This is a genomic window from Proteus sp. fly-1089 (genome assembly GCF_040138965.1).
Lineage (GTDB): Bacteria > Pseudomonadota > Gammaproteobacteria > Enterobacterales > Enterobacteriaceae > Proteus > Proteus vulgaris_B.
The window spans coordinates 568179-579346 of sequence record NZ_JBEETS010000001.1 but is presented as its reverse complement, the minus strand read 5'-3'; the positions used below and the strand labels follow the sequence as shown (position 1 = coordinate 579346).

Sequence of the window (11168 nt, the reverse complement as noted above, 5' to 3'; positions counted from 1 at the left end):
TAAAAGCGAAAAAAGAAGCTCAACAAACTCAAGCAACAACGGTTGAAGCCTCTGTTGAAAACGCTGAAGCCGAAGAAGTCGATCCGCGCAAAGCTGCTGTTGCTGCAGCTATTGCCAGAGTAAAAGCGAAAAAAGAAGCCGAACAACGTCGTGCTAAAGAAGAAGTTACCTTGGACTAATCACAGATGAAATTTAGACCGATACAAAATAACAACAGTAAATTAAAAATTGCGAGTTCCCCTTTTACGCATAATCAGCAATCCACCAGCCAAGTTATGCTATGGGTAACATTAGCGGCACTACCTGGGATCATCAGTCAGATCTATTTTTTTGGTTTAGGCACTATTTACCAAATTATATTAGCCATTATCGTTGCGCTTGTGGCTGAAACTGTGTGCGTAAAACTCAAAAAAGAAGATCCATTACTTTACCTTAAAGATAACTCCGCACTGCTTACTGGTGTATTACTAGCAATTAGCATTCCGCCTTTGGCACCATGGTGGATCATTGTCTTAGGTACATTTGTTGCTGTCGTTATCGCAAAACATATTTATGGTGGTTTAGGGCAAAATCCATTTAACCCCGCAATGGTAGGTTATGTGGTTTTACTAATTTCATTCCCAGTACAAATGACATCGTGGATGCCTCCTGTTGAATTACAAGCTGTCTCTTACAATGTCATGGATAGTTTAAGTATCTTCTTTACTGGTCATACATCATCAGGCTTAACACTTGAAGATTTAAGACGCTCTGTTGATGGCATTACACAAGCTACACCTCTCGATAGTTTTAAAACCGGATTACTCACTCATTCTATTGATGAAGTGTTAGCAACACCTATTTTACAAGGTGAATTTGCCGGTATTGGATGGCAATGGGTGAATGTCGCTTATTTAGTTGGTGGATTAGTTCTGCTCTATAAACGCATTATTAGCTGGCATATCCCTGTTGCAATGATCTCAATGTTAGCCTTATGTTCTGTTATTAGTTGGGGTATCGATCCTACTCGTTACTCACAACCCTTATTACAAATTTTCTCAGGGGCAACAATGTTAGGGGCTTTCTTTATAGCGACAGATCCTGTAAGTGCCTCTACAACCCCTAAAGGCCGTTTAATTTATGCGGGCATGATAGGCTTATTAGTGTGGGTTATCCGTGTTTATGGTGGATATCCAGACGCTGTTGCTTTCTCAGTATTACTTGCCAATATCGCCGTACCTTTAATCGATAGCTATACACGCCCTCGTGTTTATGGGCATTAATGTGCCAAGGAGAAAATGATGATCGAGATCTTAAAACGTCATGGGCTAACATTAGCTGTCTTTGCGGCTTGTACAACAGGTTTAACCGCTGTGGTATACCACTTAACCGCAGACACCATTGCAGAGCAAGTGGCTATAGAAAAACAAAGATTATTGGATCAGGTGATCCCCAAAACAATGTATGACAATGAGCTTTCTAAAGATTGTTATCTACTTACGGCACCTGAATTGGGGAATTCAAAACCTCATAAACTTTATGTAGCGCGTTTAGAAGGTAAACCCGTTGCAGCAGCCTTAGAATCTACTGCACCAGATGGCTATTCAGGTGCAATTGAACTTCTTGTTGGCGCTGACTTTAAAGGTAACGTTCTAGGTGTTCGTGTAACTGCACATAACGAAACTCCTGGTCTGGGTGATAAGATTGAAACACGTATCTCCGATTGGATCACAACACTGAGCCATAAATTCATTTCCAGTGAAAACGATCCACATTGGGCGGTAAAAAAAGATGGTGGCGATTTTGATCAATTTACAGGTGCGACGATCACCCCCCGTGCTGTCGTTAACTCATCAAAACGCACAGCATGGCTAATACAATCATTACCAGAGAAGCTAGAAACGCTCTCTGTCTGTGAGGCGAATTAATATGAACTCCATTAAAACGCTCTTTGCTCAAGGGTTATGGACAAACAACTCAGCTCTAGTGCAATTACTTGGCCTATGCCCTTTACTTGCGGTTTCTTCTACAGCAACTAACGCGCTAGGCTTAGGACTTGCGACAACATTAGTGCTATTTTGCACTAATGTGGCAGTTTCAAGTTTACGTCGTTGGGTTCCTTCTGAAATTCGTATCCCAATTTATGTTATGATAATCGCGTCTGTCGTCAGTGCTGTGCAATTACTGATCAACGCATACGCCTATGGTTTATACCAATCGTTGGGGATCTTTATTCCATTAATAGTCACCAACTGTATTGTTATTGGCCGTGCTGAAGCCTTCGCTGCTAAAAATGAAGTCTTTCCTTCTGCCATTGATGGGTTAGCAATGGGATTAGGGGCAACAGCCGCACTCTTTGTGTTAGGCGCGATCCGTGAAATTTTAGGTAACGGAACATTATTTGACGGTGCAGATTTACTGTTAGGTGAATGGGCTCAAGTATTAAGAATCGAAATAGTTCATTTAGATTCACCCTTCTTACTTGCCATTTTACCGCCAGGTGCTTTTATCGGTTTAGGCTTTATGTTAGCGGGAAAATACCTTATCGATGAAAGACAGAAAAAGCGCAGCGCTTCGACAATGAAAACTTATGAAAAAGAGCAAGGCTGTGGTAGTCATATCGTTAAAAATTAATTTGTGAGCATAATGAATCAAGCAAAACGTATTGAAATTCTAACTCGGTTGCGTGATAACAATCCGCAACCTACGACAGAGCTAAAATTTGACTCTCCGTTTGAACTATTGATCTCCGTGTTACTCTCTGCACAAGCGACCGATGTGAGTGTCAATAAAGCAACCGCTAAGCTTTATCCAGTTGCCAACACACCACAAGCTATCCTGAATTTAGGAGTGGATGGACTTAAAAAATACATTAAAACCATTGGCCTATATAATACCAAAGCTGAAAATGTGATTAAGACCTGTCAAATTTTGGTGGATAAACATCACAGTGAGGTTCCTGAAAACAGAGAAGCCCTTGAAGCTTTGCCAGGTGTTGGTCGCAAAACTGCAAATGTTGTTTTAAATACCGCATTTGGCTGGCCAACAATTGCTGTCGATACACATATCTTTAGAGTGAGTAATCGTACAGGCTTTGCCCCCGGCAAGAATGTCAATGAAGTTGAGCAAAAACTCTTAAAGGTTGTTCCGGCAGAATTTAAAGTTGATTGCCATCACTGGCTTATTCTTCATGGTCGTTATACCTGTATTGCACGAAAACCACGGTGCGGCTCTTGTATTATTGAAGACCTGTGTGAATTTAAAGAAAAAACAGATCCTGAATAAAAATTTGCCGATTTGTCTGTTTTTCTGATGCAATATTACTTGCGTCGCTACGCACAATCGAATAAAACTATTGCCCACTTTTATTATTAAAACTGCCGACTTTCCGGAAAAATATGTTTCAAGACAATCCGCTGCTTGCACAGCTAAAACAGCAACTCCATGCCCAAACACCGCGCGTGGAAGGCCTTGTAAAGGGAACAGATAAAGGCTTTGGCTTCCTTGAAGTTGATGGTCAGAAAAGCTATTTTATTCCCCCTCCGCAAATGAAAAAAGTGATGCACGGCGACCGTGTAATTGCCGCTGTTCATACCAATAACGACAAAGAATCAGTTGAACCTGAAGAATTAGTTGAACCCTTTTTAACTCGTTTTGTCGGCCGTATTCAGAAAAAAGAAGGTGATAACCGTCTGTGGATAATACCAGACCATCCTCTACTAAAAGATGCTATTCCTTGCCGACCAGCACAAAGCTTAACCCATAGTTTTGTCGATCAAGATTGGGCTGTTGCGGTCATGCGTCGTCATCCACTGAATAAAGGTGATAAAGGTTTTCAGGCAGAAATTACCGACTATATTACAGATAAAGACGATCACTTCGCCCCTTGGTGGGTAACCCTAATGCGCCATCAACTTGAGCGCGATGCACCAGAAATGGGCAACGAAGCACTTACATTACATGATGCGTTACCTCGTGAAGATCTGACTTCTCTCTCCTTTGTCACTATTGATAGCGCATCAACAGAAGACATGGATGACGCACTCTTTATTCGTAAAGAAGAGAATGGTCAATTAACGCTCTTTATCGCCATTGCCGATCCTACGGCTTATATTCTGCCAAATAGTGAATTAGATAAAATTGCGGCACAACGCGCACTAACTAACTATCTACCGGGCTTTAATATCCCAATGTTGCCTCGTGAGCTATCTGATAACATCTGCTCATTACGCCCTAATGAAAAGCGCCCAGCACTAGTTTGCCAAGTCAGCATTGCACAAGATGGTGCATTACATGAAGATATTCACTTCTATTCAGCATGGGTAGAATCAAAAGCTAAACTGGTTTATGACCATATTTCAGATTGGTTAGAAGGCGGTAACAGCGAGTGGAAACCAGAGAATGACATCGTTCATGAACAAGTAATGTTATTAAAAGAGATGTGTGAAAAACGTCATGAATGGCGTGAAAAACATGCACTGGTCTTTAAAGAACGCCCTGATTACCGCTTTATTCTCGATGAAGGCGGTAATGTATTAGATATCGTGGCTGAAAATCGTCGTATTGCAAATCGTATTGTCGAAGAAGCAATGATCACTGCCAATATCTGCGCAGCTAAAGTATTAGCAAAAAACTTAGGCTTTGGTGTCTATAACGTTCACACTGGTTTTGATCCACTTTATATCGATCAAGTTGTACAAACTTTAAAAGATAATGGCATTGAAACCACTTCTGAAAGTTTGTTAACCCTTGAGGGTTTCTGCCAATTACGCCGTGAACTCGATAACCAACCGAATCAATTTCTTGATAGTCGTATTCGTCGTTATCAAAACTTTGCTGAAATCAAATCAGAGCCAGGTCCACACTTTGGTTTAGGGCTAGAAGCATATGCAACATGGACATCACCGATCCGTAAATACAGTGATATTTTAAACCATCGGTTACTGAAAGCGATTATCAGTAAAGAACCTGCTGAAAAACCACAAGAAGAAGATGGTATTCGCATTGCAGAACGCCGTCGTGCTAATCGTATGGCTGAACGAGATGTAGGTGATTGGTTATATGCACGTTTCTTAAAACCTTTTGCGGGTACTGAAACGCCATTTAACGCTGAAATTATCGATATTACGCGTGGTGGTATTCGTGTTCGTTTAGTTGAAAATGGCGCAGTAGCCTTTATTCCAGCTCCTTTCTTACATGCTGTACGTGATGAAATTCAATGCAGTCAAGAAACGGGTACAGTGGTTGTGAAAGGTGAAAGTGCTTATAAACTCAATGATATCATTCCTGTTCGCATCGAAGATGTAAAACTTGAAACACGTAATATTGTTGCTCGCCCTATCTAATTAGTCTGTAGTCGGTATACAATAAAACTGATGGTTCATTTTGAGCCATCAGTTTTTTTATACCTCTTATCTTTGCTAGAAATTTAAAGGGAATAAAAAGGAATATTTTTATGGTATTAAGGAAATAAAATACTCACACCATAAATTTAGTAAATCACAAATGGATTGAATTAATGAAAGATAAAGTACAAATTAGCCGTTTTTTAAGCTATATATTGCGACACGCTCCTGAAAGTATCGGTTTATCACTTGATGATCAAGGATGGGGTGAAATATCACAATTGATCTTGTTAGCGCAGAAAAAAGGCACGCCACTAACCATTGAACTTATTAACGATGTGGTTAAAACGAATGATAAAAAACGTTTCGCTATTTCAGAAGATGGGCTTTTTATTCGTGCCGTTCAAGGACACTCTCTTAAGACTACCATTGATTACCAAGCTATTACTCCGCCTAAAATACTTTATCACGGCACAGCAACTCGCTTTATCGACAGTATTTTTAATCAAGGTTTAATACCTAATGGTCGCCAATATGTTCATTTATCACAAGATCACAAAACAGCCGTAAATGTCGGCAATCGTCATGGAAAAGCTGTTGTTTTAATTGTTGATAGTGAAAAAATGTTTAGTAACGGTTTTGAATTTTATCAGGCTGATAATGGTGTATGGTTAACACTTTCCGTACCTGTGAAATATCTAAAAATCGAAGAGAAAGAATAAAATGAAATATAAACAATTAGGTGACGTTGTCACCTATAATCTTGCTTATGCTGTTCTCTATTTGACTAATACTTAATCAGGATGACCAGTAATGGTTATTTTAGTACCCTTCTGATCTTCTTCTAACAACATTTCAGTAAAACCACCTGCAAACTGCTGTTCTATTATTAGTTTTTTCGGGTTTTCCCAATTATAGTCAACAGAGACTGCATCATTTGGGTACTCTTTTTGGGCGTTATTATTCACTTTAATGACTTTTTCAAGATAAGCTTCATCGTGTTCATCCACATATTTTTTATACGCATCAGTGATTGAAAACCCCGCATAAATACAGTTGGTTATTGCCCCATGCTCGTAGACTTCATCCATTGTCTGCTCTGGTGAAGAACAATATTTATCATGAACAATCACTTTATCCATTTTACTTTCTGCCAAAAGCACAGAAGAATACAGCAATGTTACGATCATCAAATACGCTTTCATAAAATACCTTTAAAAAGACAGCTATTAATGGCAATAAAAAATGCGCTAATCTCAACAGAAAATCAGCGCATCATTATTCATTCCGTTGCTAGCTAACTAAATCAGCCACCAGCCAGTTTAACTTTCATTCCTTTGGCTTCTAATAGCGATTTAATTAAATCACGTTTATCACCTTGGATCTCAATTAAACCGTCTTTTACACTACCACCACAGCCACATTTTTTCTTCAGTTCAGCAGCAAGCTTGGCCAGCTCAGCATCATCCAGATCGATACCTGAAACAACACAAACACCTTTACCTTTGCGCCCACTAGTTTGACGCTGAATACGCACAATGCCATCACCGACAGGACGTACAGGCTTTTGTTCTTCTTCTTTAATGCGACCCGCATCTGTGGAATAAACCAAACGAGAGTTATTATCCATGTTAATTACATACCTTGTATATATTCGTCATACTTTTAAGATCCAGTGCATTGTCAACTTAGCTAAACCTTGAATTATTTAGAGTATAGAACGATTAATTTGTTGTAATGTTTCAAGAGGATTATCACTACGTGTAATAGGACGTCCAATCACCATATAATCAACGCCTGCAGCAATGGCTTGTTCTGGTGTCATTACTCGACGCTGATCACCGACATCACTCCCTGCTGGGCGAATACCTGGTGTCACTAATAAGAAATCATCACCACAAACTTGTTTAAAACGTGTAGCTTCATGTGCAGAGCAAACAACACCATCAAGACCACAAGATTTTGTCAGCAATGCCAAGCGCTCCGCTTGTTCTGCTGGTGTTAATGTTATACCCAATTCAATCAGATCAGATTTATCCATACTTGTTAACACCGTTACGGCTGTTAAAAGTGGTGCGTCTTTGCCATAGGATGTAAGGCTCTCTTTAGCTGCACGCATCATGCGACTGCCTCCACTAGCATGTACGTTCACCATCCATACGCCTAAATCAGCTGCGGCTGCAACGGCTCTTGCAACTGTATTTGGAATATCATGAAATTTTAGATCCAAGAAAATATCAAAACCGTCTTTTTGTAACTGTGTGACAAATTGAGGTCCAAAACGGGTAAACATCTCTTTACCTATTTTTAAACGGCAAGATGAGGGATCGATACGTTGTGCAAAATCTAATGCACTTTTTTGATCTTCATAGTCTAATGCCACAATAACGGGCGCGCAGGTGAACTCGGGCGATTTTTTATCACAATGAAATGACATTTTAGGGCCTTTATTTATAAAGAGACTATTAAAAAAGTGACATCGTCACTGACCATCTAAACCGCGAATAGGTTTAACGGTATCCCATGAACGACAGGATGGACAATGCCAATATAATGCATGAGAGGTAAAACCACATTTATGACAACGATAATCTGGTTTGGTACGAATTTGTTCACCAACCATATAACGCAATAAGATAAGACTTTCTTTAGCACGACCTTCTTCTGCTTCAGCTAAATGGTAACGCATTAAGCGATAGAAAAGTCGCATTGTAGGATGGCGTTCTAATTGTCGATTAATATAAAGCTGAGCGGCTTCAATACCTTCTTTGGCTTCAATAATATCCGCAAGGTAAAGTTCAGCAATTGCACCGCTATTACTATCAACACATTGGCGTAAATACGCCTCCCAACGAGAATTATCTTCTTGTGTCTGGAAACATTCAAAAAGCATAGGCAGTGTTTCACTCACCATTTCTTTATCTTGCTCGATAACTTTCATCAGCACTTCAATGGCTTTTTGTTTCTCATCACGAGCAATATAAATACGTCCATACATAATTGAAACACGAGCACAGAGAGGATCTGCTTGGCCTGCTTTTTGTAGAAAATTAAGTGCACTATCAAGATTATCACTACTCATTTCTTGAAGTGCCAACTCACAGTAAAAATGTGATATTTGTTCTTTTAATTCATGCTGACCTAATTTTACTAATTTTTCAGCTGTTTCGATGGCTTTGCTCCAATCGCTAGTTAACTGGTAAATAGCCAGCAAAGATTGTAACGCACTTTGGCGAAACTCTTGCTCATCAATAAGTTGCTGAAACATATTTTCAGCTCGATCGTAAACACCCGCAGCAACATAGTCACGGCCAAGTTGTTGAACAGCAAGGAGGCGTTGCTCAAAAGAAAGCGCCGCACTTTCCATTAAGGATTGGTGAATACGAATTGCGCGTTCAACTTCACCACGAGAGCGGAAAAGATTGCCTAACGTAAGATGTGCTTCAAAAGCAGAACTATCTTCTTTAAGCATTTCAAGGAAGAGATCAACTGCTTTATCTTGTTGATCTGAAAGTAAGAAGTTAACACCTGCCACGTATTCTCGTGACAGGCGATCAGCATTCTGCTGTTTATCCTGTTGAGCGCCACGACGCCCCATATACCAGCCGTAAGCTGCCGCGACAGGTAGTAACAGAAACAGCAATTCTAGCATCAGCTATCGTCCTTATTTCGTAGCAGAAGCAACCGTTGGGCGACTTTCTTGACTTTCTTGTTTGGTTTGAGCACTTTCAAGACGTTTAATCTTACGTTTTGCTCGGCCTAATGATAAACGGGCGCGCAAATAGAAAATACCACTTACAATCCAACCAAGAATAAAGCCTACACCAAACAGTGCGGCTAACAAGGTAGAAATACGATATTCACCTTGAGCAATAAGGTAATTGAATGTGACTACCTGATCGTTATTTGAGCCTAAAGTCATGGCAATGACCACGATGGCAAAAACAAGAATAACCAAAATAAAAAGTAGGACTTTTTTCACATTATTTCCTTTTTTATTCTCTTTTCTTTAGTGGACAGATAAAGGTAGCATTTTCACTGCGCACAAAGAAAGTCATTTCTTAGAATCAACTGATTTTCGTATATTTTTTCACATAAATACTGAAAAAGACATTCTGTATCTCAAAAATAAGGGCTATCGTCAGGATTTGAGTAATAAACGTCGCTCAATCACCTTAAATGCACACCAAACCAGCACAGTACTAATAAGAATACCTACAATCACATCGGATGCCCAGTGCATTCCCAACACAATACGCCCTACAGTGACATCGATTCCCCATAATAACCCGAGTGTTGCCAAAAAATAATGACGGCACAACATAAAAAGGACAAAAACAAACAAGGCGAGTGTTGCTGCAAATAAGCTATGCCCTGATGGAAAAGCATAACCAGTTTCCGCTTTCCAATGTTTAAGTTGCCATCCTGGGATCACAGGAGAATTTGCCAATCCATTTTGGAGCAATTGTTCCCGCTCTGATCTGGAAACTTGATAAAATTCCTCTGATGTAATGTGTAAATTGCTACTGACCCAAATAACATAAGGACGAGGTTCTTTGACTGTATTTTTAACTGCAACCTTAATTAATTGCCCAACGGCTAAGGTCGCAATAATTATCACGGCTAATTGAATAAAGTTATTACGTTTTAATTTTAAAGCCATAAACAGTAATACTAAAAACACAATAACACTAATGGCTCCCCAAGGTTTAGCTGCACTGTCTGCTATCCACAATGTGCTTATTCCCCCTAAAGGATGGTCAGTCGGTTGCCATTGCCAACCCAGCATTAACACTACACTAGGTATGCTCAAGAGCAATATACTGCCTAATAAAATTAATATTGTTATCTTCTTATTCAAATATCTACCCTTCTCAAATACAAATACTGTCTTTCGTTTATCTTTGAAGTTTATCAGTATAAACGATGCTCGTTTAGCAATAAATCATTATGCACTAAGGCTCAAAATCTGATAATTTGTGGTGGTGTGAATTTATAAGTGTGTGTTAACCCATTTCCTTGCCTATCAGACATGGAAACATTTCAGTGTTTTATTTCTCTTTGTTCTCGTTATAAAGTGTATAATCTTGAACGAGAGTTTCACCTGAAATTATGAGTCAAAAATAATGAAATTAAGACGTATCGCAGAAGCAAAACTACCTACTCCTTTTGGTGAGTTTTTAATGGTCGGTTTTGAAGAAATCGCAACAGGTAAAGATCACGTCGCCCTAGTCTATGGCGATATCTCAGGCTCAGAACCTGTATTATCTCGTATTCATTCAGAATGCTTAACGGGTGATGCCTTATTTAGTTTGCGTTGTGATTGTGGCTTCCAACTTGAAGCTGCACTTTCACAAATAAGCAAAGCAGGCCGTGGTGTCTTACTTTATCATCGCCAAGAAGGCCGGAATATTGGTTTACTGAATAAAATAAGAGCTTACGCATTACAAGATAAAGGGTTAGATACCGTTGAAGCAAACCTCGAATTAGGTTTTAAAGCTGACGAACGCGATTTTACCCTTTGTGCTGACATGTATAATCTATTAGGTGTTCATGAAGTGCGGTTATTAACCAATAATCCGAAAAAAATTGAAATCATGAAAACCGCAGGCATTAATGTTATCGAGCGAGTTCCTTTGATTGTCGGGCGTAATCCAAGTAATGCTCATTATCTTGATACTAAAGCCGATAAAATGGGCCATCTTTTATTTAAGAAAGCGCAATAATAAAGTAACAGCACAGCATTAATTATTTTCAAATCCGAGTCTAAGTTGCTCGGATTTTCTATTTATTCCTTTTATTCTATTACTTTATAAATTAATTCTTTATCTATTTTTCTTTTCT

The 11168-nt window shown here is 39.3% G+C and carries 13 protein-coding genes; 7 read left to right on the top strand and 6 right to left on the bottom strand.

The genetic code is table 11. The features are described from left to right. Window positions 1–185: 185 nt before the first annotated feature. From rsxD to ABN080_RS02730, 6 genes are all read left to right on the top strand, one after another. On the top strand, window positions 186–1262 hold the full coding sequence (gene rsxD / locus ABN080_RS02755; RefSeq protein WP_109408770.1) for an electron transport complex subunit RsxD: 1077 nt from the start codon (window positions 186–188) through the stop codon (window positions 1260–1262). 18 nt (window positions 1263–1280) lie between these two features. Continuing rightward, window positions 1281–1907 carry an electron transport complex subunit RsxG gene (rsxG, locus tag ABN080_RS02750; RefSeq protein WP_196553101.1) on the top strand — a complete coding sequence of 209 codons (627 nt, stop codon included), beginning with the start codon at window positions 1281–1283 and terminating at the stop codon, window positions 1905–1907. A gap of 1 nt (window position 1908) precedes the next feature. Next, entirely contained in the window at window positions 1909–2613 is a 705-nt protein-coding gene (locus ABN080_RS02745) for an electron transport complex subunit E (RefSeq protein WP_036937069.1), read from the top strand. Between the two features lie 12 nt (window positions 2614–2625). Further along, the gene (gene nth / locus ABN080_RS02740) at window positions 2626–3264 is read left to right on the top strand and encodes an endonuclease III (protein ID WP_109408768.1); all 639 of its coding nucleotides are present in this window, start codon (window positions 2626–2628) and stop codon (window positions 3262–3264) included. A gap of 113 nt (window positions 3265–3377) precedes the next feature. Beyond that, a complete protein-coding gene (locus ABN080_RS02735) occupies window positions 3378–5324 on the top strand; it encodes an exoribonuclease II (protein WP_349440277.1) in 1947 nt (648 codons plus the stop codon). 173 nt (window positions 5325–5497) lie between these two features. Beyond that, window positions 5498–6046, top strand: coding sequence for an RNA 2'-phosphotransferase (locus tag ABN080_RS02730; RefSeq protein WP_349440276.1), 549 nt, complete (start codon window positions 5498–5500; stop codon window positions 6044–6046). Window positions 6047–6118: 72 nt separating this feature from the next. Here the strand turns inward: ABN080_RS02730 and ABN080_RS02725 are convergent, their stop codons facing one another. From ABN080_RS02725 to pgpB, 6 genes are all read right to left on the bottom strand, one after another. Further along, window positions 6119–6529 carry a hypothetical protein gene (locus ABN080_RS02725; protein WP_349440275.1) on the bottom strand — a complete coding sequence of 137 codons (411 nt, stop codon included), beginning with the start codon at window positions 6527–6529 and terminating at the stop codon, window positions 6119–6121. A 101-nt stretch (window positions 6530–6630) separates the two neighbouring features. After that, entirely contained in the window at window positions 6631–6954 is a 324-nt protein-coding gene (gene yciH / locus ABN080_RS02720; protein ID WP_072068012.1) for a stress response translation initiation inhibitor YciH, read from the bottom strand. 78 nt (window positions 6955–7032) lie between these two features. Next, the gene (pyrF, locus tag ABN080_RS02715) at window positions 7033–7761 is read right to left on the bottom strand and encodes an orotidine-5'-phosphate decarboxylase (RefSeq protein WP_196553105.1); all 729 of its coding nucleotides are present in this window, start codon (window positions 7759–7761) and stop codon (window positions 7033–7035) included. 45 nt (window positions 7762–7806) lie between these two features. Next, window positions 7807–8976: a lipopolysaccharide assembly protein LapB gene (gene lapB, locus ABN080_RS02710; protein WP_196553106.1), complete on the bottom strand. Its 1170-nt coding sequence runs from the start codon at window positions 8974–8976 to the stop codon at window positions 7807–7809. A gap of 12 nt (window positions 8977–8988) precedes the next feature. Continuing rightward, complete coding sequence (locus tag ABN080_RS02705) at window positions 8989–9306, bottom strand: LapA family protein (protein ID WP_349440274.1); 318 nt, start codon at window positions 9304–9306, stop codon at window positions 8989–8991. Window positions 9307–9465: 159 nt separating this feature from the next. Then, entirely contained in the window at window positions 9466–10185 is a 720-nt protein-coding gene (gene pgpB, locus ABN080_RS02700; RefSeq protein WP_164526288.1) for a phosphatidylglycerophosphatase B, read from the bottom strand. A gap of 265 nt (window positions 10186–10450) precedes the next feature. Between pgpB and ribA the strand changes: the two genes are divergently transcribed. Beyond that, on the top strand, window positions 10451–11050 hold the full coding sequence (ribA, locus tag ABN080_RS02695) for a GTP cyclohydrolase II (protein ID WP_072068007.1): 600 nt from the start codon (window positions 10451–10453) through the stop codon (window positions 11048–11050). The last annotated feature ends 118 nt before the right edge of the window (window positions 11051–11168 follow it).

Excerpts from the sequence above, each read along its gene's own strand:
- rsxD (WP_109408770.1), top strand. The coding sequence starts at position 186 with ATGAAATTTAGACCGATACAAAATAACAACAGTAAATTAAAAATTGCG.
- rsxG (WP_196553101.1), top strand. The coding sequence starts at position 1,281 with ATGATCGAGATCTTAAAACGTCATGGGCTAACATTAGCTGTCTTTGCG.
- ABN080_RS02745 (WP_036937069.1), top strand. The coding sequence starts at position 1,909 with ATGAACTCCATTAAAACGCTCTTTGCTCAAGGGTTATGGACAAACAAC.
- nth (WP_109408768.1), top strand. The coding sequence starts at position 2,626 with ATGAATCAAGCAAAACGTATTGAAATTCTAACTCGGTTGCGTGATAAC.
- ABN080_RS02735 (WP_349440277.1), top strand. The coding sequence starts at position 3,378 with ATGTTTCAAGACAATCCGCTGCTTGCACAGCTAAAACAGCAACTCCAT.
- ABN080_RS02730 (WP_349440276.1), top strand. The coding sequence starts at position 5,498 with ATGAAAGATAAAGTACAAATTAGCCGTTTTTTAAGCTATATATTGCGA.
- ABN080_RS02725 (WP_349440275.1), bottom strand. The coding sequence starts at position 6,529 with ATGAAAGCGTATTTGATGATCGTAACATTGCTGTATTCTTCTGTGCTT.
- yciH (WP_072068012.1), bottom strand. The coding sequence starts at position 6,954 with ATGGATAATAACTCTCGTTTGGTTTATTCCACAGATGCGGGTCGCATT.
- pyrF (WP_196553105.1), bottom strand. The coding sequence starts at position 7,761 with ATGTCATTTCATTGTGATAAAAAATCGCCCGAGTTCACCTGCGCGCCC.
- lapB (WP_196553106.1), bottom strand. The coding sequence starts at position 8,976 with ATGCTAGAATTGCTGTTTCTGTTACTACCTGTCGCGGCAGCTTACGGC.
- ribA (WP_072068007.1), top strand. The coding sequence starts at position 10,451 with ATGAAATTAAGACGTATCGCAGAAGCAAAACTACCTACTCCTTTTGGT.